At 41.1% G+C, this 20,613-nt stretch carries 16 protein-coding genes; 6 read left to right on the forward strand and 10 right to left on the reverse strand.

Annotated features, from left to right (window positions below):
* Positions 1-166: 166 nt before the first annotated feature.
* From ABJL82_RS14985 to ABJL82_RS14995, 3 genes are all read right to left on the reverse strand, one after another.
* A complete protein-coding gene (locus ABJL82_RS14985) occupies positions 167-2,806 on the reverse strand; it encodes an EAL domain-containing protein (RefSeq protein ID WP_347275512.1) in 2,640 nt (879 codons plus the stop codon).
* A gap of 62 nt (positions 2,807-2,868) precedes the next feature.
* On the reverse strand, positions 2,869-3,951 hold the full coding sequence (gene mqnC, locus ABJL82_RS14990) for a cyclic dehypoxanthinyl futalosine synthase (protein WP_347275513.1): 1,083 nt from the start codon (positions 3,949-3,951) through the stop codon (positions 2,869-2,871).
* A complete protein-coding gene (locus ABJL82_RS14995) occupies positions 3,941-4,735 on the reverse strand; it encodes a menaquinone biosynthesis protein (protein WP_347275514.1) in 795 nt (264 codons plus the stop codon). The genes mqnC and ABJL82_RS14995 overlap by 11 nt, the downstream gene beginning before the upstream one ends.
* Positions 4,736-4,993: 258 nt before the next feature.
* On the opposite strand from ABJL82_RS14995, the gene ABJL82_RS15000 reads away from it, so the two are divergent.
* Both ABJL82_RS15000 and ABJL82_RS15005 read left to right on the forward strand, forming a co-directional pair.
* The gene (locus ABJL82_RS15000; RefSeq protein WP_347275515.1) at positions 4,994-5,743 is read left to right on the forward strand and encodes a hypothetical protein; all 750 of its coding nucleotides are present in this window, start codon (positions 4,994-4,996) and stop codon (positions 5,741-5,743) included.
* Complete coding sequence (locus ABJL82_RS15005; protein ID WP_347275516.1) at positions 5,743-6,903, forward strand: amidohydrolase family protein; 1,161 nt, start codon at positions 5,743-5,745, stop codon at positions 6,901-6,903. The genes ABJL82_RS15000 and ABJL82_RS15005 overlap by 1 nt, the downstream gene beginning before the upstream one ends.
* 91 nt (positions 6,904-6,994) lie before the next feature.
* On the opposite strand, the gene ABJL82_RS15010 is transcribed toward ABJL82_RS15005, so the two are convergent.
* Together ABJL82_RS15010 and ABJL82_RS15015 are read right to left on the reverse strand one after the other, a co-directional pair.
* Positions 6,995-7,924: a hypothetical protein gene (locus ABJL82_RS15010; RefSeq protein ID WP_347275517.1), complete on the reverse strand. Its 930-nt coding sequence runs from the start codon at positions 7,922-7,924 to the stop codon at positions 6,995-6,997.
* Between the two features lie 194 nt (positions 7,925-8,118).
* Positions 8,119-8,316, reverse strand: a complete 198-nt coding sequence (locus ABJL82_RS15015; RefSeq protein WP_347275518.1) for a hypothetical protein — start codon at positions 8,314-8,316, stop codon at positions 8,119-8,121.
* Between the two features lie 422 nt (positions 8,317-8,738).
* Here ABJL82_RS15015 and ABJL82_RS15020 point away from each other — a divergent pair, with 422 nt between their 5' ends.
* Positions 8,739-9,449, forward strand: coding sequence for a TIGR00730 family Rossman fold protein (locus tag ABJL82_RS15020; protein WP_347275519.1), 711 nt, complete (start codon positions 8,739-8,741; stop codon positions 9,447-9,449).
* A 650-nt stretch (positions 9,450-10,099) separates the two neighbouring features.
* Here the strand turns inward: ABJL82_RS15020 and ABJL82_RS15025 are convergent.
* Both ABJL82_RS15025 and ABJL82_RS15030 read right to left on the reverse strand, forming a co-directional pair.
* The gene (locus ABJL82_RS15025; protein WP_347275520.1) at positions 10,100-10,651 is read right to left on the reverse strand and encodes a hypothetical protein; all 552 of its coding nucleotides are present in this window, start codon (positions 10,649-10,651) and stop codon (positions 10,100-10,102) included.
* A gap of 422 nt (positions 10,652-11,073) precedes the next feature.
* Positions 11,074-11,535, reverse strand: coding sequence for a PTS sugar transporter subunit IIA (locus ABJL82_RS15030; protein WP_347275522.1), 462 nt, complete (start codon positions 11,533-11,535; stop codon positions 11,074-11,076).
* A 467-nt stretch (positions 11,536-12,002) separates the two neighbouring features.
* Between ABJL82_RS15030 and ABJL82_RS15035 the strand changes: the two genes are divergently transcribed.
* The 3 genes from ABJL82_RS15035 (at position 12,003) to ABJL82_RS15045 (ending at position 15,701) form a co-directional block, all read left to right on the forward strand.
* Entirely contained in the window at positions 12,003-12,740 is a 738-nt protein-coding gene (locus ABJL82_RS15035) for a carboxypeptidase-like regulatory domain-containing protein (RefSeq protein WP_347275523.1), read from the forward strand.
* Positions 12,741-13,512: 772 nt separating this feature from the next.
* Positions 13,513-14,418 (forward strand): radical SAM protein, encoded by a 906-nt coding sequence (locus tag ABJL82_RS15040; protein WP_347275524.1) that lies wholly within the window; start codon positions 13,513-13,515, stop codon positions 14,416-14,418.
* A gap of 47 nt (positions 14,419-14,465) precedes the next feature.
* On the forward strand, positions 14,466-15,701 hold the full coding sequence (locus ABJL82_RS15045; protein ID WP_347275525.1) for an NAD(P)/FAD-dependent oxidoreductase: 1,236 nt from the start codon (positions 14,466-14,468) through the stop codon (positions 15,699-15,701).
* Between the two features lie 207 nt (positions 15,702-15,908).
* On the opposite strand, the gene ABJL82_RS15050 is transcribed toward ABJL82_RS15045, so the two are convergent.
* Genes ABJL82_RS15050 through ABJL82_RS15060 form a run of 3 tightly spaced genes read right to left on the reverse strand, consistent with a single transcriptional unit; the run spans position 15,909 to position 20,594 of the window.
* A complete protein-coding gene (locus tag ABJL82_RS15050) occupies positions 15,909-16,901 on the reverse strand; it encodes a hypothetical protein (RefSeq protein WP_347275526.1) in 993 nt (330 codons plus the stop codon).
* 18 nt (positions 16,902-16,919) lie between these two features.
* Positions 16,920-19,580, reverse strand: coding sequence for a DEAD/DEAH box helicase (locus ABJL82_RS15055; RefSeq protein ID WP_347275527.1), 2,661 nt, complete (start codon positions 19,578-19,580; stop codon positions 16,920-16,922).
* A gap of 6 nt (positions 19,581-19,586) precedes the next feature.
* Positions 19,587-20,594, reverse strand: a complete 1,008-nt coding sequence (locus tag ABJL82_RS15060; RefSeq protein ID WP_347275528.1) for a diguanylate cyclase — start codon at positions 20,592-20,594, stop codon at positions 19,587-19,589.
* Between the last annotated feature and the right edge of the window lie 19 nt (positions 20,595-20,613).

Below are 20,613 nucleotides of genomic sequence, written 5' to 3' on the forward strand. Positions count from 1 at the left end.
GATGTGGTTTGGATTTGTTGTTCTCATTTTTACTTATAATTATATCGTCCATTTTCGCCATTGCAACCCTGTTACCCTAATAATTATAAGCAAATTTGTGAAAACTTGCATTCTCGGACAGCCTGTAACCTATTGACATGACCCCATCGGTTACCCCCCCTATCCGTTACAAGATTTCCGGGGAGGGTTTTCCTATAAAATATCCCTGAGCATAATCAATAGCAAATTCCCTGAGAATGTTCATTGTTTCCTCATGCTCTACAAATTCGGCAATGGTTTTGATATTCATCCCTTTTGCTACATCGGCAATTGCTTTTACAAAAAGCTGGTCATGGCAATCTCCATGGAGATTTTTTATAAATGAGCCGTCTATTTTAAGATAATCGACTTCCAGCTCTTTCAGATACCTGAATGAGGTAAACCCCACGCCGAAGTCATCCAGTGAAATGCCACATCCGATTGCCCTCAATTCTTTAATAAACTTTATCGCACTGTCTAAATCACGAATGGCGGACGTCTCCGTTATTTCAAAAATGAGACGTCTTGTGTCTACCTTTGTTTCCAATATTGTAGTTTTCAGGTATTCAAACAATCTTTCATCACTAAAATCCTTTCCGGAAAGATTAATGCTGAACGACGGGAACCCCCTTTTTTTGTTGAGATTAGACAGGAATTTTATTGTCTTTTCTATAACAACGCGGTCAATGAGCGGGATCAAACCCAACGTTTCAGCCACATCGATAAACGATGACGGAAATATTATTTTCCCATCCTGCGTGCACATTCTGACAAGGGACTCGTAATGGTGTATTTCATTGTTATTCAAATTGAGTATTGGTTGAAACCAGGGAACAAAACGGTCTTCTTCGATAGCTCTTTGAATTTCTTCCTTCCACCGTATCCGCGAATGCATCTTTTCTAAAATGCGATCTTCAGGATGATAAAGGTGTGTTCTGTTTTGCCCCAACTCCTTAGCCAGGTAAACAGCGGCGTCGGCCTTTGTAAAAAGTTCGTTTATCGTTACTCCGTGCCTTGGATAAAGAACAACGCCAATACTTGCAGTCAAATTACCTGTTATTTCAATCGCGCGGAATTTTTCGATCTTTTTCCTTACATGTTCGGCTGCCGCTATCCCTTCTTTTTCACCTTTAAAAGGCAGGAAGATTGCAAACTCATCCCCGCCCATGCGTCCAACAAAACTCTGTCCGGCGTCATTTCTCATAGATAAGGAATCGATTTCCGCTAATGTATTTTGCAGGAGTCCTGCAATGCCATGCAGTAATCTATCTCCAGCACTGTGCCCGTAAGCGTCATTATTTAGTCTGAATTTATCAATATTAACCAGAAGGATAACACCGGCTTTATTATTATTTTGAGCAGGCAATATCCAGTCATTCAATAACGTCATGAAGTATGCCCGGTTGTACAAGCCTGTCAGTTCATCATAGGCGGTAAGGTATCTGCTCCTTTCTTCAGATTTCATCTTTTCCGTGATATCTTCCTGCACCGCAAGAAAGTGTGTAATGTTTCCTCTATCGTTTCTTATGGGAGAAATCACACCGTTACCCCAGTAGTATTGTCCGTTCTTTTTCTTGTTTTTAAAGACCCCCCGCCATGTTTTTCCTGCAGCAATAGTTTTCCACAACTCCTCATATTCTGCATGGGTAGTCTCTCCGGAGGTAAGGATGCGGGGGTTCTGTCCGATTGCTTCTTCCTTTGAATATCCTGTTACCTGTACAAACATTGGGTTTACATATTCAATAGTTCCTCTAACGTCCGTAATAAATATGGTATTGATGCTATGGTCGATAACCGTGGAAAGCCTTCTCAATTCCTCTTCTGCCTTCTTTCTCTGTACAATGGCGCCTAACTGTAAAGCAACCGCTGACACGAGTTTGATTAGTCGCTCGTCTTCATTCTGTTGTTTTCGTACAAAGAAAACCAGTACTGCAATAACCTTGGTATCGGCTATAACGGGAATACTCATTGCCGCTTTGAAACCATACTCCACACAAATCTTCGCGCGTGGAAAGTCTCCATCAACCGTTGTATCGTGTCTCCACTCCGGTCTCCCTGAAGCCCATACACGTCCGGGCATCCCTATTTCCGGTAAAAAGTTAAATGTTTTGCTTTGTTTTACAAATCCGTCAAGATCTTCATGATTACCATACCACGCCTCGTCAAAATCGAGGCGCTTGCCATCGGATGAAGAAAGCCATGCTTCACCGTATACCCAGCCTGTGGATTCACACACTTTATGCAATACCACGTTGAGGGCGGTGTGAAAATCCTCCGCTTCGGCAATTGCAGTCGTTATTGTATGGAAGAGGTTAATCTCTTCTTCCACCTTCTTACGTTCCGTAATATCATGAACCGTTCCGTTCATCCGGATAGCCTTACCTGTAGCGTCAAAAATGACCTCCGCCTGTTCATGGACTACCCGCTCTGCGCCGTCCGGTAAGACTATACGGTGATCAATGCTATACGGCTTCTTTTCATAGAGGGCATTTTTTACAGATTCCTTTACAAATTCCCTATCACCGGGGTGTACATAATTCAGGAACGCCTCATACGTTGCGCCAAACGACTGCGGAACCAGACCGAATAAACGATATATCTCATCTGACCAATGCAATATATTATTCACTATATCCCATTCCCAGTTTCCCAGATGGGCAATTTTCTGTGCGTTGGCAAGACTGTTTTCGCTTTCCTTTAACTTTTCTTCAACCTGCCTGAGTTTAGCGACGTTATTTTCAAGCTCTTTAATCCTTTCTTCAAGTTTTAGAACGTCATAAACACTCATTTTCTTTTTTTCTTCCTCAGGTCTATTTCGATATTCTCTATCTTATTCGGAAAATAATGGATTTACACCAGGGTATAATATAAATCGCGTTGTTTCGCCTGGTAGCCGGCGTCGTTTATCAAAAATTCAATTTCCTCTTTTTCCATGGTATAACTTACTCCCGCTGCCTTCACAACATTTTCCTCAATCATTGTGCTCCCCATGTCATTCGCACCGAATTTTAAAGAGAGTTGCGCTATTTTAGCGCCTTGTGTGACCCATGATGCCTGGATATTCTCAATGTTGTCAAGATACAGCCGGGAAATGGCAAGGGTTTTTAAATAATCATGACTGCCGGAAAGCGCGTTTTCCAATTGTGTGTTTTTCGGTTGAAATGTCCACGCGATAAAGGCAGTAAACCCGCCTGTTTTATCCTGAAGCTGCCGGATTTTTTCAAAATGTTCGATGCGTTCTTCCGTCGTTTCGATATGGCCAAACATCATTGTAGCAGTCGTTTTCATGCCTTGCTCATGGGCAGATTGCATCACGTCCAGCCATTCCTGCGCAGAACATTTATTTGGGCTGATGATTTTTCTGCAACGGTCTGTCAATATTTCCGCGCCGCCGCCGGGGATGGAATCAAGCCCCGCCTCTTTTAATATACGTATCACTTCCGGCATTGGCAGGGTATTTAGATGGGAAAAATGCATTATCTCCGGAGGAGAAAAGGCGTGTATGTGTATATCGAAGTTTTTCTTAATGGAGAGTAATAAATCAGTATAAAAATCTATCTTCAGCGTTGGGTGCAGTCCCCCTTGCATGAGTATCTGCTTCCCGCCTAATGCTAAAGTTTCTTCTATTTTTTTATAAAGCGCCGTTTTTGAAATGATATATCCATCACTATGTTCAATATTTTTATAAAAGGCGCAGAATTTACACCCCGATGTGCAAATATTCGTATAATTGATGTTTCTGTCAATAATGTAGGTACGGAAGTTTTCCGGATGTTTTCTCTTACAGACCTCGTCAGATGCAATTCCCAACATGAGAAGCTCTTTATATTCAAAGAGACGTGCTCCTTCATCCGCGGTTATTTTTTTATTTTGCGCCGGTTTTAAAAGTATTTCCTGCAGATGCCTATCTACCGGGCAGGAATCAGGTGTCATTAAATATCACCCTTTCTCCTTTGGGCGCTAATTCCATTGTTACCGCACACTGGTAAAATTTCTTAAGCCCTTGTATCTCCTCCTTGCCTAAATCGTATTGAATAGCATTTGTAAGATAATGCAGACATGTTTCGAATGATATATTAAGCCGTTTTGCCTCAGACATGGCAATTTCCTTTATGTGCTGAATGCCCAGTTTTTTTGAGTTCAGCAGTAATTCGTTTAGCCCGGGTATTTTTCTCCCCCGTTTCACCACCCAGACCGCATAAACAAAAGGGAGTCTTGTATATTCATACCATGCCTGTCCAAGGTCTAAGGTAACATACCCATTGTCTGCCGCCTTGATAGCGTTATCGCCAATAATTAAAACCGCATCGGCCCTTGTTTCTGCAATGTTGTACTGTTCATTGAATTGCATGTAGCCGGGCGTAAGATGATATTGACCATGCAAAATAATCCTTGTAAGTGCGCGGGAAGTTAATGAACTTGTATCTAATGCCGCAGTTTGTATGTTTGCAATCGGTACTTTAGAAAATATCTTAACGCTTTCAACCGCCCCGTGGGAAGCGATTGCTATATGCGGTATAATTGCAAAACACCCGTTCCTGAAATATTCAATGGAAGGAATGAGGGCTACATCAATACGATCATTGTTCAGCATGCCAGGCAAAAGCGAAGGCACTTCAAATAACAATTCTACGGAATCCTTATGGCATTCAAGTCCATATATCAAAGGCTTTGCGTTCATATAAGGAACAATGCCTATCCTGATCTTTTCTGTCATATTGCACTTGCCTAAATCTTTGTTCTTAGATAAACTAGCCTCTATTCTTTTACTTTTCATACAGGCCATAAAACTATATTACTTAACATATTCCTAAACTGGCATAGCCAGCACCAATCAAGCATGAAATACGAAAGGCGGAACCACAGATTACACAGATTAAAAAATTTACCACAAGTGAAACATTTTATATGACTATCGTATTTTCTTCAATAGAGAATTACATTAACGTTATTATTAAAAAGGAATTTTACACCAATGAATAAATCACATATTGTCGCCCTGCTGTCAAAACGAGTCTTCTTTTGTTTTATGCTATTACTCCCTTTGTGTAAGTTGCTTAATGGTGATTTGGTATTCGCAGAAGGACAAACGAAATTTGCGCAGGATTTCTTTGACTCCGCTGAACCGATCACGCTTAAAGACCCGCTGTCGATTATCCTGGGCGCAATGGACAATGATGGGGCGTTTGTTTTTACGTATGCCGATGCGGTAAAGTTTGCGGGACATTCCTGCCCTGCAGTTGCCGGCGCATACAAATCAACCCAATTGGCGCTGAAGGCATTATACGGCAAGGAGACGCCGGTAAGGGGAAATATAAGTGTGACCATCATGGGCGGCGTCGATGAAAATGTAAACGGGCCAATATCACAGATTGTATCCATGATAACCGGCGCAGCCGCCGAGAGCGGTTTTAAGGGCTTTGGCCCTACCGGAAAATATGGACGGTACAATTTGATGTCGTTTGCTCCTGAACAAAAGACAGATGCAAAAGCAACGTGTACATTGTTATTCCAGCGAAAGGACACGGGGAAAACAGTTGAAATCGCTTACGACCCGGCGCTGGTACATGCGGATGAACGCATGGAAAAACTTATGCCTTTGACGCTTTCCGGCAAAGCAACTGATGAACAAGCAAGGTTGTTTGGCAATCTGATGCAGGAGCGGGTAAAAACTATCCTTTTTCAACCACCGGAAGGCACGTTTATTATCAGGGAGAAACAATAATGCTTTCGATGAAAGGCGCTATGATTTATACCGGCAAAGAGGTTATAAAAGACGCTTTCATTAATTTTGACCACAATACGGTAGCTAACGTTTCAAATACACGTCAGGGCGAAATACTTGGCGAGTATCCGGTAATCACCCCTGCATTTATTGACCCCCATTGCCACATAGGGATGTGCAGGGCAGGAGAACCTGCGAGTGAAGAAGAAGCAAATGAGAAAATGGATACCTTTTTAACACTTGCCAACGCCCTTGATTCCGTACAAATGGATGATGTCTCTTTCGCCGATTCAATAGAAGCAGGCATACTTTATTCATGTGTTTTGCCAGGCAGCGGGAATATTCTTGGCGGGAGATCGGCGGTTATCCGCAACTATGGAAGCACAACCACAAACGCCCTCATCAGGGAAGCTCCAATTAGCATAAAAGCGGCGCTGGGATACAATCCCATGTCAACACGTGAATGGAAGGGAAAACGTCCATATACACGCATGGGCGCTTTAGCCCTCTTCAGGGAAAAAGTATATGCCGTAATAAAAAAAATGGAAAAAATAGCGAAGGGCACAGAAATGAAAGATATAGATTTTTCCCGTGAAGATGAAATCCTGCGTGACATTCTCTGCGGGAAAATAGTATTGAGGGTACACATACATAAGACAGACGATATCGAATCGTTTCTGCGGTTTGCGGACGAATTCAAGGCAATACACCCGGAGTATTCCATAAAGTTTACCATTGACCATGCATGCGATGTTCATAAAATCGATATATTTCATAAATTAAAGGAAAGAAATATACCTGTTATTTACGGGCCAATGGATTCACTGGCGTATAAGGTAGAGTTAAAACACGAAAACTGGAAAAACGTGCGATACCTCTTGGAATCAAACGTATCGTTCGGCCTCATGTCAGACCATCCCGTAATATTGCAGAGAATGATTCTTTTGCAACTGCGCTGGTTTATTCGTTTCGGATTAAGCAAACAACAGGCAATTGAAATCATCACGGCAAAAAATGCAGGGATACTGGGAATAGATACAATATTAGGCTCTTTAGAACCTGATAAATGGGCGTCATTTGTATGCTGGAACGGAGACCCATTTGATATGACCAGTTATCCCGTTACTGTGTATGGCGAGGGACGTTTGATTCATCTTTAGATTTGCGAAGTACGAATTACGAGGTATGATTTAAAACCGTAAATCGTAATTCGTAAATCTAAAATTGTACTTCGTACTTCGTTTTTTTACCTCAGTTTTTATTGGGGTTCATGAGTAAATTCAATACTTCCTGATAAGCCTTTGGTTTTTTCTCAGCTTGCTTTAAATACGTAATTAACATCTTTCTTGCTTCTTCGATTCTATTTTTTTCTTCCGGTTTAAGGGAGATTTCTTCTTTTTCGTAATCCATCACTACATCCCCGGAAATATCTTCACCCCTGTCGGACAACAATTCGAGTTCCTTGCGATAAACCTCTGCCCGGCGTTCTAACAGTTTCCGGTAAGCGTTAAGGGTATTTTTTGCATCTTCAATCCGGACCTCAATTTCTCTTTTCAGGATATCTCCCTCTTTTCCCTGGTTTTCCACCTCTTTCTCCCGTGCGTCAGCGGACAAAGAAGCCAATTCCTCATAATAAGACGAACTGCCTATTTGGCCCAAATAGTCGTTAAGCGTCTGCACAGCGTCTTCATATTTCTCTCTTTCAACCTGAATGGCGCTGCGTAAATAATATACGTCGGGCGATAGTCTTGTCCCCAGTGACATGAGTTTTTCAAAACAGATTTCAGCGTTAATATAATCGCCCTTTTCCATGTATTTTTTTGCGTTTAGAAAATACTTATTTGCCAGTATCTCTTTCTGCCATTGAGCATCTGCCACAACGCGCATTTCCGAAGGTTTATTTGATTCTTCGTGCAAATCCGCTAATGCAAGGGTTTCAATATGCTTCCAGAATTCGATTCTTTCTTTTATTTTCTTGCGGATTGAATCGTCTTCGTCTGAGTGCGGATTATCAAGCTGTACCGCATCAGTATTTAAAAAAATTTCCCATCCCCTGATTTTATCTTTAAGTGGTATATTGCTTGTATCCATATCTGTCATAGCGTCATATACATCCTTTATTTGAAACAATAATGTATCCCATGGTCCCTTTTCCTGATTATTTTTTACCTCCTTACCCATACAGGTTTTCCATGGAGTATGGATTAAAACAACCGTGCAAAAGAAAACTATAAATAGTTTACCGATGTTTTTTATTGATTTGTGTATCATGTTTTTTAGTAATAGATAAAGGGTGTTTGATAGCGTGGCATGGCCACGAAAAAAAAATGAAAAATGAACTGTGTTGGGCATTGTGAACGGAATACGTTGTAAAATTAGGGCGTCTCAGCTTCCAGTTCAGGCTTTTTGTATTCTTCGTTTACGGTTGGCGTCTCCTTTGTTGCAGCATCTTTTTTCCCATAAATGGCATATTTATGATTGCCGAAAAGTACATACCACATAATAAACATAATCAGACCCGCAAATAATTTATTCCAACCCTTTCTGTTTCTAAAATTATCGATTGTTCCCATCTCTTATTCCCCTCCTTTATATAGTCAAACAAATAAGGTTTTCGAAAAATTTACACACCCCAAGGCCTCTCTATCAAGAGAAGCTTTAGGGAGTGTTTGATAGTATGCTTGGTCAAATAAATCTATTTTTCAGAAAGCCATTTTATCGCTAAATTTCTAAAATCAGACTTGTTTGGCTAAAGACTATCAGATTCCCCTCTTCCCCAACAAAATAATATTGTACTATTGTTCTGTATTATCTGGCAATACGTAATAATATATATTATAAATCCGACAAACAGTTCGTCGTGAATTCTCTGAAAGGAAGAATGCATTGGTTATCCCAGTAGGGGCAACCCTCGTGGTTGCTTAATAAACTCAATATCAATTTACTTACAAGGTTATATATGGCAAAGTAAAATCTCAAGAAAGGAATATGTTATATGCCAAAGAAAAAAAATCAGGATTCAAAAATACGCGCATCTAAAATAAAACCCGGCCACAGAATTGCCGGGGTTATGGAGGATCATGACAAAGAGATTTCGTCATGGCGGATTTTTAAAATTATTGGTGAATTTGTAAATGGGTATGAATTTCTGAAAAAATATAAACTTGCGGCAAGTATTTTTGGAACTTCACGTCTTGGTTTTAATGATAACGTTTATAAGGATGCACAAAGATTGGGTTACAAATTAGCAGAGAGGGGTTTTGCGGTGATTACCGGAGGAGGGCCTGGCGTGATGGAGGCAGCGAATAAAGGCGCCTATGAAGCTGGAGGTAGGTCTGTAGGCATAAATATCAAACTGCCCCATGAACAGAAGACAAATAAATATGTGAAGGAATCCATCGATTTTAATTATTTTTTTGTAAGAAAATTAATGCTCTCCTTTGCTTCTGAGATTTATATTTTTTTTCCCGGCGGATTTGGCACGCTTGACGAATTATTTGAAATGGTAACCCTGATTCAAACGAAAAAAAGTAAGCCCATCCCTATAATTCTCATAAATAAACAATTCTGGAAGCCCCTTTTGGATTGGATAGAAAATATAATCTATAAGGAAAATCACGCAATATACAAGAAAGACCTGGATATTTTACATTTAGTCGATACAGCGGATGATGCATTTCTGTTAATTAAAAAACTTATTTCATGAATCGTAACTATTCAGCGTAATCTATTAAACTACCGAAGCACAACTCGTTTCCAAATTCATGTTTGGGAACGTAATGGCACGGGAAACTACATTCGCGGGTTCAGGTTTGTAACCTGAACCAAACGTTTCATACTTTCAATCCAGCCTTCTATGAACAGAACAAATGACAAATAAATTCCAGCTTCCAAACATGGATTTTGTGATTTGGGCATTGGAATTTTACCACAGTACATAGTCCCATTATACGCATAAACTCATAGGTTCAGGTTACAAACCTGAACCCGCCGGGAGTCGTGTAATGTTTATGCTGAATAGTTGCCATGAATCTTGAATATGGCGGGAAGAAAAGATGTAAAATCACAATATGGTTAATTTTATGCATATATGGACAAAACAATCATAGTATTTCACGTAGTATTGAAAAAAAGTAAATAACACTGGTGTCTCGTCTCTTTCCGACACTTGATAAGGGGGCATTCCCAATTTTTTATAAAAAAGCAATTGAAGGGGGTAATAGTAACTCAAGCTTCCAGCTTGAGCGCCAAATATCACAAGCAGGATGGTTGTGATACAGTGGCTGTCTGCCGACAGTCAGGTGTGAATAGTTACAAAAAATCGGGAATGCTCCCGTCTTGATAATTGACGAGACACTATTGGATTTTCTTGTCGGTACCTTTCACTTTTTTCCACATCGTCTCGGCGGCCTGCGCCGAAGGTTTCCCAGCTTCTAAATGAACGAGTTTGCCGTCACGGTCGTAGACCAGGATAATCGTTTTTCCCTTAGGCACTTTCAGGGCACGGCGGATCTCTCCGTCGTTGTCAATCAGGAGAATCGGCTCCTTGCCGAACTTGTAATCCTTCTTCATACCCTTAATGGCCACGCCCTTAAATAAGCTCGGTTGCATGTCTTCCATGAAGGCCAGTTTGGCTTTGGAACCCGCTTTGGCTTTTAAGAGATATTTATTCCACTTTTCCTGGGCAGATTTATTCTTCAAAATAGGCGCCGTCACCACCAGCACTATGCCATCTTTGGAAATACTCTCGTTAGTAAACGTATTTCCATTTGGGTCATTCAATGAAAAGTCGGGAAGTGTTTGAGCGAAGGGCGGCGAGCCGGGAACTCCGAGAGTGTGTGCTTTTTCTGTACAGGATACACTCGTCAACACAATGGTTAAAGCAATAAACAGAAACCAGCTTTTCATAAGTTCATCTTTTTCAAAGGACCCGGAGACCAGGGATGATCCGAATGAGGACGACAACCATGGCGACTATAGTGAGCCACCATATCATGAATGTTTCATTGGGATTTTATATTTTGGAAATAGATACACAATATATAGTGTTAAATTTGGCAAATGGCGTTGTAGGGATAAGGTGTGGGTAAAATCCGTTAGACAGTTCTATTTAACCGAGAATAAATGCAAATGGACGCTAACAAAAAAACTCATATTAGCGTTTATTAGCGGTTCTATTTATTATTGGTGGATTCGTTGCAAAAAATGCCGCTGTAATGATAAAGTATTTTGTAAAGGTTTATCCTCACCTAATTTTATAATAATAAATTTTGTACAAATATATATTTAACAGAAGATACGGGGATTCTATATTTTAAGTTCTCATTTCATTAATTTTCTTCTTCTTTTTCACTTATAAGCTGCATTATTTCATCCGGAGATTTTGATTTAATTATTTTTTGTTTAAATGTTTCATCGACAAATAACCTTGCTATACTGCTGAGAAGCTCCAGATATATATTATTTGTTCTTTCCTTTGTTGCGATCAGAAAAACCAAATGTACGGGTTTTTCATCAAGGGCATTAAAATCGATGCCCTCCTGTGATATTCCTAAACACGCAATAAAATCAGTAACTCCTAGTGTTTGCGCATGAGGGATTCCAATCCCACCTCCAATTCCCGTACTTTTAATCTTTTCCCGTGAGATTACTTTTTCCAGCAAATCTACTTCATTTACAACTTTTGCGGAAGATTTTGTTACTTTCACCATTTTTTCTAACACTTCAAATTTGTTCATCCCATATAGATTAATAATTATATGTTCTTTAGCTAATACATCAGAAAGTTTCACATTTGCCTCCCCTTTACCCAAATAATTTCTAACGCATTATACCAGTGACAATACATAAAGTAAAAAATATCTTCTTCCAAGGTATCTCCGCAATAAAACACTATCATTGTCATTTTATTGCGAAACTACTAAAATGTTCTCATTTTTACATTGTAATTTTTAATTTAAAAAAATCAATTATTTTGTAATAATTTAGCTTTTTGTAAAATACATGTCCCCAGTCTACAGTCTACAATCGGCAATCGGCAATCAGCAATTTGCCGACTGCCGATTGTAGACTGCCGACTGCTGATTGTAGACTGTAGACTGCCGACTGTACCGTATTCCACATTAATAAATATGAACGGATAGCGAATGCCCCCGGACCATTTTTTAAATATTTGACAATTCTTGTTATGATGTGTTACAAATTAATTACATTGTATCTGTGTACTATTTTGCTGTTAATTCATAAAGGATTTCAGATTATGTCAAGAAGGCTCCCTATTTTTATTGTATGCGTATTCATTGTTTTAAAGGCGGTAACAAGCTATGGCTATACGTTCGATTCAGGAACGCTGCGTGGCAGGATTATTGATGGTTTTGGGAAACCGGTTTCGTTTGCTGATATTGAAGTGACTTCGAATGGCTCAAAACATATGGCTACAACGGATACTTCCGGTAATTTTTCTGTAACTTATTCTCCCGGCAATATTCAATTAATGGCAAAAAAACCTGAATTTGTCCCGCTGAGTTATTCATTTATGGTTGAAGTAATTGATGAAATTGCCCTGGATGATATTACTCTGTGGAAGGTGCCCCCTGGCGGAGGATTATTTTTTGTAGGGAAAGATGATTATGTAAAAATAAATGAAGCAAAGTATGATTCAGAAAGTACCAGTAAAGAAAAAAGGTTTTACGTGAAAGGCACACCGACAAAAATTAACGGGAATACCCTGAGGATTATTGATTTTCAAACGGATAATCCGCTGGTTATGGGGAAGTCACTTTATCGTGTTGATAAAAACGGTTCTGTGGGAAGTGTTGTTTTTTACCCTTCGATGAAGTATGCTTTGCATAAACTGGATGACACTTATTCAAGGGTTGGGGATAATGTTGGGCTGCGTGTATCCGAGTTACCACCAGGTAAATATTTTTATTGCGTAGGAGAAATGACGATACGTTCACGTAACGGAGGAGGCTTTTTCTTTGAGGTTTCATCGTAAGTAAACAATTTTCAAAATCAGGATAAATGTAACACTTTAGTTTTGGGTGGCACGGACAAACTCTGTTTGTCCGTGCCACCCATGTTGAGCGAAAATATGTGCACCAATTTTCAAAAAACTAAACTGTTACGGACAAATAGCATTTTCCCATCCCATGCATTTCCAGGCGGGTTCAGGTTTGCAACCTGAACCAAACGTTTTATACTTTCAATCCAGCCTTCTATTAACAGAACAAATGACAAATAAATTCAAGATTCCAAATAGGGATTTTGGGATTTGGGTATTGGAATTTTACCGCAGTACATTGCCCCATTATACGCATAAACTCATAGGTTCAGGTTGCAAACCAATGTCATTAAGTTAAGGATATTTGATTAAAAACAACCCCCTTTATCCCCCTTTTTTAAGGGGAACTTTTCTGGCAGGTTGCTTAACTTAATGACATTGGGTTGCAAACCTGAACCCGCGAATGTTGTTTCCAGTGCCATTACGTTCCCAAACATGAATTTGGAAACGAGTTGTGCTTCGGTAGTTTAATAGATTACGCTGAATAGTTACGATTTCCACAGATTAGAAGAAGATTTTCTCATTCCTACGCTCTCTCTGGTCTCGTGTAATAATCAGGGTGCATAGGGTGGTAACAAGCAGGAGATTAAAGAAGTTTTTTATCTGTACTCTACCTTAATCTGCGGATAAAAATATTTCCATGTGAAACGTATACAAATCAACAAACAACAAATAAATTCCGATTGATTAAAAAGAGAGATAAATTATGTTCGTGCCGGGATACCTTTATTTATATAAATCAGGGAAGCTCCTGAAAAGAATTGAGGCGGCGAATGCATTATTGAAAGAATGCCGGCTATGCCCGCGAAAGTGTAAGGTAAACAGGGTTGAAAACGCGTTAGGCATATGCAAAGTGGGCAGGTTGCCAAAGGTGTGCAGTTATCATCCTCACTTTGGGGAAGAGCCGCCGCTTGTTGGCATTCATGGATCTGGAACAATATTCATCACTTCCTGTAATTTGAGATGTGTGTTTTGCCAGAATTATGAGATAAGTCATTTAGGAGAGGGACGAGAAATATCAATTGAACGTTTTGCAAAGATGATGAATGAGTTGCAGGACTTAGGATGCCATAATATCAATTTTGTAACGCCTTCCCATGTGACGCCACAAATACTTGAGGCGCTTCCGTTTGCCATAAAAGAAGGATTAAAGACGCCTCTTGTTTACAATACGGGCGGTTATGATGCTGTTGACACGTTAAAACTCCTGGAAGGGGTGTTTGATATTTATATGCCCGATTTTAAATTCTCTGATAGTAATGTTGCCGCCACATTGTGCATGGCGGGAGATTATCCACAGAGAACAATGGAGGCAATAAAGGAAATGCACCGGCAGGTGGGTGACCTTATTACTGACGAAAGGGGGATTGCGCAGAGAGGGCTTATTGTCCGGCATCTTGTAATGCCAAATGGCCTGGCTGGCACACGAAAGGTAATGAGGTTTCTGGCACAGGAGGTTTCTCCAAATACCTATGTCAATATAATGGATCAATATCGTCCCTGCGGTTCTGCCCATAAATATCAGGAGATTAACCGCAGTATTACCCTTAAAGAATATGAAGAAGCTGTTGAAATCGCAAAAGAAGAGGGGATATACCGGTTGTGTCGTTAAAGGTTTTTTGCGATAAATTTCTGTAAAAATATGTGTGAAATTGCGATATGGCAGATGTGTACGATTTTATTGTAATTGGAGGCGGCCCTGCAGGGATGATGGCTGCCGGGCGGGCGGGAGAAAGAGGGAAAAGCGTAATCCTTCTGGAAAAGAATGCCCATCCTGGCAAAAAACTTCTCCTCTGCGCTTCCGGACGGTGCAATGTGACGAATACAGCGTCATTTGCCGCTTTTTTTGATGCGTATGAAAAGGCGGGGCCATTTATGCGTCCATCATTGGGCATATTCTCTCCTGAAAAACTACGGTCATTTCTTTCCTCTTATGGTGTCGAAACTATTGAAGAAAGCAAAGGGCGTGTATATCCAAAAAGCCAAAAGGCAGAATCAGTTCTGGACGCGCTGCTATCGTATCTTCGCATCCATCGGATTACCATTAAGAAAAATTCACGCGTAGTCTGCGTGAAAGAAAAAAATAAACAGGTGATTGGTGTGGAAACAGAGGGTGGATTTATAGCGGGGCGCAATGTATTGATTGCAACAGGCGGCCGGAGCTATCCTTCTACCGGTAGCACGGGGGATGGTTATGCACTTGCCTCTTCACTGGGCCATACTATTTGCAAGACGTATCCCGCAATAATTGCCTTTGAAACGGAGGATGCATGGGTAAAACAAGCGCAGGGAACCCCGATTAAAAACGCACAGATTACCGCCTGCCAGCAGGGCAGAAAAATCGCGCAACATTTTGGTGAAGCGCTTTTTACTCACTATGGGATATCCGGCCCGGCGATTCTCTCCATAAGCAAACGTATTATGAAAAATTATGGAAACGGTGCGGTACGAATAAGTATCGATTTCAAACCAAATATGTCGCCTGCCGAACTTACCGCACAACTGGTAAAAAAAATCAATGCTAACGGGGGTAAGGCAATAAAAACAAGCCTTACGTATTTCGTCCCTGAAAAACTTTCTCCTTTACTACTGAATATATGCGGAATTGACGAAAAGAAGAAGGCCTCCCAAATAACGGCAAAAGAAAGAAAAAAGATACTGGACCAGCTGAAAGGTCTGTCCCTTACCCTATCATCCCACAGGCCGATTGAAGAAGCTATTATAACCGGCGGCGGAATTGACCTGAATGAAATTGAATCGCGAACAATGGAATCTAAATTAATAAAGGGATTATACCTCGCCGGGGAGGCGCTTGATGTAGATGGCCCAACAGGAGGATTTAACCTTCAGGCAGCATTTTCCACAGGATATCTGGCCGGAAATTCTGTTATGTAAAACAGAAAATTGGTAACACTTTAGTTTTTTGAAAACATATTGCAGTTTAGTTTTGGGTGGCACGGACAAACTTCGTTTGTCCGTGTGGAAACCAAGTGTAAACCCATTTCACACGATCACGGACAAGCTGTGCTTGTCCGTGCCACCCATGTTGAGCGAAAATATGTGTATCAATTTTCAAAAATTTAAAGTGTTACCGCTGTAGTGTTATTTCTTTTTGATGGTATTTTTAGTGGTTTTTTTGCTCTTGGCAGGTGTCTTTTTGACAAACTTTTGAACCGGTTTTTTCACTGTCTTTGCCTTTGCGGTTTTCTTTGCCGGTTTTATTGTAGCCTTCTTTTCCCCTGTGTTTATAGATTTTTTGGCGGGTTTTTTAGTGCCGGCCTTGCTTGTTTTTGCGGCAGCGCCTGCTTTCTTTTGCGCAACATCTTTACCTTTCGTTTTCGCCTTTGCTTTTGTTTTTGTATCAGGCGTGGTATCCATCTCTATGCCAAAAACGGATGACAAATCCTGGTCTTCAATGATTCGGGAACTTTTTCTCTTTGCCCGTGTGAGTAATTCTTCCGTTTTGTCTTTGACCGTTTCCGATATCAAGTCGCCAATTTCTATCTTTCGGAGCAGGAAGAATAAATTCGGGTCGTCATCAAGCCTTGCCCCGACCCCATAAAGGGTAGCCGCAATGTGTTTGCACATACTTGCCCAGTCGGGACAGCTACAGTCAAATTTTATTTCTTTCGGAGAGGGGAACAGCCCTTTTCCATGAGTGGTAAACAGCTCGTCTAATGTTTTCGGGAACTTTCCCATCAAAAGCTCCTGCAGCGAATCAAGCTTGCCCTTGCAAAAATCCTTTACCTCTTCCCATATGCCTTTTTCAAGCGTATTTATTGTTATTTCTATGGAATAGGGGCTTGAATCTGACCCCTGTACCAACGATGTTATCATGCCTTCGCGTATCTTAAGGTCAAGTACTGAGCCGCAGCGCACGTAGCTTCTTCCTCTTCCGATACGGTTGCTGTAGTCGGCGTATCCTTCCAAATTTTTGTTCCATGCCTTTCCCCACCACGTTTTTGCAAGTGTATTACCTGCCAGTATCACGGGCTTTATATCTTTGTTTTTCTTCTTCAACTGCTCTAACGTATTTTTTGCTCTCTGCTGTTTTTCCCCAACGGAAACATATCTTGGGAATCCCCAGTAACTCATAATTGCCTCTTTCCTCCATTATAATGTTAATTTGAAAAGGTCAACCAGCGCTTCATTTTCCATTTCTGTTATCATGGATTCGCCGGTGACTTGTATAACGTCTGTCGTTAATTTTGTTTTTTCACGCAGCATATCATTGATTTTTTCCTCAATAGTTCCCTTCGTTATGAATTTATGCACGATAACGTTCTTCTTTTGTCCGATGCGAAACGCCCGGTCTGTCGCCTGGTTCTCAACGGCGGGATTCCACCATCTGTCGAAGTGGATGACGTGATTTGCCTCTGTCAGATTTAACCCGACGCCTCCAGCCTTTAGCGACAATACCATATAAGGAATATACTCCCGGTTCTGAAATTGTTCTACAATATTTTTCCTCATGCCAACGGAGACGCTCCCGTGCATTACCAGTCCCTCGCGTCCAAATATTGTTTTCAAAAATGCGTGCAGGTGGCCGGTTATTTCTTTAAATTGGGTGAAGATTAGTACCTTCTCCCGCTTTTCATAGATCGTTTCGCAAATTTCACGCAGCCGCATAAATTTTCCGCTGTCAGCCTCTTCATATCCGCCTGTTCCAAGAAACTGGTCAGGGTGGTTGCAAAGCTGCTTAAATTTCATTAATGACGCCAAAATGAGGCCCCTTCGCTGAACGCCTTCTGTTGCTTCAAGTTTTTTTGACAGTTCTTTAACGGTGTTTTGGTACAGGACGACCTGCTTTCTGCTTAACCCGGCGTAGGTGTACATTTCAACCTTTTCCGGCAGGTCGGAAATGACCGTTTTGTCGGTCTTTAATCTTCTTAAAATATACGGGCTGATGATCTTCTTTAACCGGGTGTATCCGGTGTGATTCTTTTTAACGCTGCCCGCAAATTCGCCGAACTCTTTTGCGTTTCCGAGCAGGCCGGGGTTTAGAAAATCAAACAATGACCACAGATCAGACAACCGGTTTTCAACGGGAGTTCCAGTAATAATAATTCTGTTTTGTGATTGTAATGCTTTTATATTACGTGTCTGTTTTGTGCCGGGATTTTTAATTGCCTGTGCTTCGTCCAGTATTACATAATGCCATACATATGTTTTCAGCCATTCATACTTTTGTACAAGGGTGTACGTGGTGATTACAAGATCAAGTTTGCTGAGCGATTCCTCGTCTTTTACCGCAACTTTTTTATCTTTGTGTGCTTCCGGATGGGCGACAAAATAGTTCAGACCGGGCGCAAAGCGGTTTATTTCATTGCTCCAGTTTGAAATCAGGGATGCGGGAATTATCAGCAGGCTGGCGTTTCCCTTTTTTTTATTTTTCAGGAGATGCAGAAATGCCAGTATTTGTATAGTCTTGCCAAGCCCCATATCATCAGCCAGGCATGCCCCGAAGCGCAGGGAATCCAGAAAACAAAGCCAATCAACCCCTTTTTCCTGATAGGGCCTGAGCTGTGCCTTAAAGGTATGGTCTAAACTTGCCGGGGGAATCAAGTCATGGTTTGCCAGTTTTTCCATGACCTGCTCCAGCCACTTTCCGTTTGATACTTCAATATTGTCGTCATTTTCCGGCAAACCAAGCAGATTGTTCGGGTTCAGTTGCAGCCTTAGTGCGTCCCGCAGGCTGAAATGCTTGTCTTCCGCCAGTTTGCGGGCGTTCTCGTAGGCGTGAAGAACCTGTTCAAGCTTTGCGGCGTCAACGGCAATCCATTTGCCCTTGATGTATGCCAGTCCGTCGGTTTCCGCCAGCAGCCTTCTTGCCTCCTCTTCGGTAATGGGCGTATCGCCAAGAAGCAGGCTGACGTTGAAATCGAGTAGTGAGTCCATACCAAGAAAGGTCTCTTTTTTGCCCTCCAACTGAATGTTTACCTTAAGCGGAGAGGATGCGGATTTCCACCAGTTGGGGATACGGCACAGGATGCCGTATTTTTCATACGTGGGAATTTCCTTCAGAAAGCGGTATGCTTCCTTTTCGTCCCATGCCAGTGGGTGAAACAGTTCGCCGGAGTCAACGAGATGAGAGATCAGATCGCTTTCTTTTGCCGCAAGGTGTACGGTGGAAAGAAGGTCCAGCAGTTTTTCATTGTTCCCCCCATATTCCGTCAATGCGTATTTTAAGGGGAGGTGTTTTGATTTGCCCTGTTTATCGCCTTGCGTGGAATAGGTGGCGAGAAAAGCAAAGGGATAATCCTGCCGTTTATTTTCAACGAGATGAAAATAAATGCGACCGACAAGATGTAAATCAGGGCTGTAGGTATGGATGAAATCCTCTACCGTTCCCTGGTAAATACTGATTTCGTATTGAAATTGTGCATTGAGCATCTGCCAAAACAGTTTAAGAAGTTCGGCATTAAGGTACTCAAGGCCTGTCATGAAGGGGGCGCGAATCAGCATCTCAGCAATATCTTCTTTCCCTAATGGAATGGCTATGTTGTTTCTGATAGTTTCAAGATCGGGCATATGGCGCAGCTTATTTGAAAATTCAGAAGCGAAATACCGCCAGTAATCGAGGGATGGCGAGAGCGGGATTGATTGGTCTGAAAAACTAAGGAATAAAAGGAAGGATTTAAAATCGGTTTTAAAACGGCTGTGTATCTCATTTTGCAGCAGTTGTTGATTTTTGTCTATCCGTTCCTTTACTTCATTCCACTCCAACTGTAGAGCGCCGTTGGGCATGACTATTGCGTTTAGTTCAAAATTCATAATAATCTACCATTTAATAAAATTACGGCCTTCATATTTTGCAAGATAAAGCGCTTTGTCTGCTTTGGAAATTAACTTTTCTGGAGACGAAGCGGCGTTTGGAACATCGCTTGAAATGCCAATGCTTACGGTGATTCTGTCGCTGATATTGGAACCTTTGTGGGGTATATTTATCGCCTCAATATTCGATTGCATTGCTTTTGCAACCATAACTGCACCGCTTTCATCTGTATCAGAAAGCAGGGCGACGAACTCCTCTCCGCCATAACGTGCAATTATGTCGCACTCTCTTTTCAGGGCGCTGAGGAGGGCCATTGATACTCGTTTAAGACATTCATCGCCTTTCTGATGTCCGTAGGTATCGTTATAGTTTTTGAAGACATCAATGTCAATCATCAGTATGGATAACGGCTTTGCCAATCTGACCGACCGTCTCCATTCATTGTGCAGCATTTCGTCGAAAAAGCGCCTGTTAGCGAGTCCTGTCAGACTGTCAGTCCGCGAGAGCTGATGAAGCCTTTCATTTGCCAGTTGTAATTTTTGGTTTGTTTTTTCCAGCACCTGCGCAAGTTTAAACAGTTCTTTCTCTCTGTTCTCGCGTTTATCCAATTCTATTTTTAATCTCAGTACGGAACATACCCGCGCGATTAATTCTACCGGATTTAAAGGTTTTTTTATGTAGTCTATTGCACCGGCGCCAAATGCCTGCTTTAGCCCTTCATCAGTATCCTCCGCAGTTATCATTATTATGGGAATATTCTTTAAATGACTGGTTGCATTTATTTTCCGGCAGGCTTCCACGCCGTTTGTACCAGGCATATTAATGTCCATAAGGATTAAATCAATTTCACATTTTCTATTTTTTGAGTTTTCATCATCCAAACCCAATAGATGAAATGCTTCCTGTGCAGAATTGGCAAAGAGTAATCCTGAGTACCCTTCAGGTTTTAAAAATATTTCTATTTGTCTTTGTATGTGTTTGGAGTCGTCAACAACGAGTATTGGGTTATTCATATATAATTTCTACTTGTTT

This window comes from Candidatus Kuenenia sp. (genome assembly GCF_039794105.1).
Taxonomy (GTDB): Bacteria; Planctomycetota; Brocadiia; order Brocadiales; family Brocadiaceae; genus Kuenenia.

What these genes read in the sequence shown, in the direction of transcription:
- mqnC (WP_347275513.1), bottom strand. Translation starts at nt 3,951, where the DNA reads ATGACACCTGATTCCTGCCCGGTAGATAGGCATCTGCAGGAAATACTT.
- ABJL82_RS15010 (WP_347275517.1), bottom strand. Translation starts at nt 7,924, where the DNA reads ATGGGTAAGGAGGTAAAAAATAATCAGGAAAAGGGACCATGGGATACA.
- ABJL82_RS15020 (WP_347275519.1), top strand. Translation starts at nt 8,739, where the DNA reads ATGCCAAAGAAAAAAAATCAGGATTCAAAAATACGCGCATCTAAAATA.
- ABJL82_RS15035 (WP_347275523.1), top strand. Translation starts at nt 12,003, where the DNA reads ATGTCAAGAAGGCTCCCTATTTTTATTGTATGCGTATTCATTGTTTTA.
- ABJL82_RS15005 (WP_347275516.1), top strand. Translation starts at nt 5,743, where the DNA reads ATGCTTTCGATGAAAGGCGCTATGATTTATACCGGCAAAGAGGTTATA.
- ABJL82_RS15060 (WP_347275528.1), bottom strand. Translation starts at nt 20,594, where the DNA reads ATGAATAACCCAATACTCGTTGTTGACGACTCCAAACACATACAAAGA.
- ABJL82_RS15040 (WP_347275524.1), top strand. Translation starts at nt 13,513, where the DNA reads ATGTTCGTGCCGGGATACCTTTATTTATATAAATCAGGGAAGCTCCTG.
- ABJL82_RS15045 (WP_347275525.1), top strand. Translation starts at nt 14,466, where the DNA reads ATGGCAGATGTGTACGATTTTATTGTAATTGGAGGCGGCCCTGCAGGG.
- ABJL82_RS14985 (WP_347275512.1), bottom strand. Translation starts at nt 2,806, where the DNA reads ATGAGTGTTTATGACGTTCTAAAACTTGAAGAAAGGATTAAAGAGCTT.
- ABJL82_RS15025 (WP_347275520.1), bottom strand. Translation starts at nt 10,651, where the DNA reads ATGAAAAGCTGGTTTCTGTTTATTGCTTTAACCATTGTGTTGACGAGT.
- ABJL82_RS15000 (WP_347275515.1), top strand. Translation starts at nt 4,994, where the DNA reads ATGAATAAATCACATATTGTCGCCCTGCTGTCAAAACGAGTCTTCTTT.
- ABJL82_RS15050 (WP_347275526.1), bottom strand. Translation starts at nt 16,901, where the DNA reads ATGAGTTACTGGGGATTCCCAAGATATGTTTCCGTTGGGGAAAAACAG.
- ABJL82_RS15055 (WP_347275527.1), bottom strand. Translation starts at nt 19,580, where the DNA reads ATGAATTTTGAACTAAACGCAATAGTCATGCCCAACGGCGCTCTACAG.
- ABJL82_RS15015 (WP_347275518.1), bottom strand. Translation starts at nt 8,316, where the DNA reads ATGGGAACAATCGATAATTTTAGAAACAGAAAGGGTTGGAATAAATTA.
- ABJL82_RS14995 (WP_347275514.1), bottom strand. Translation starts at nt 4,735, where the DNA reads ATGACAGAAAAGATCAGGATAGGCATTGTTCCTTATATGAACGCAAAG.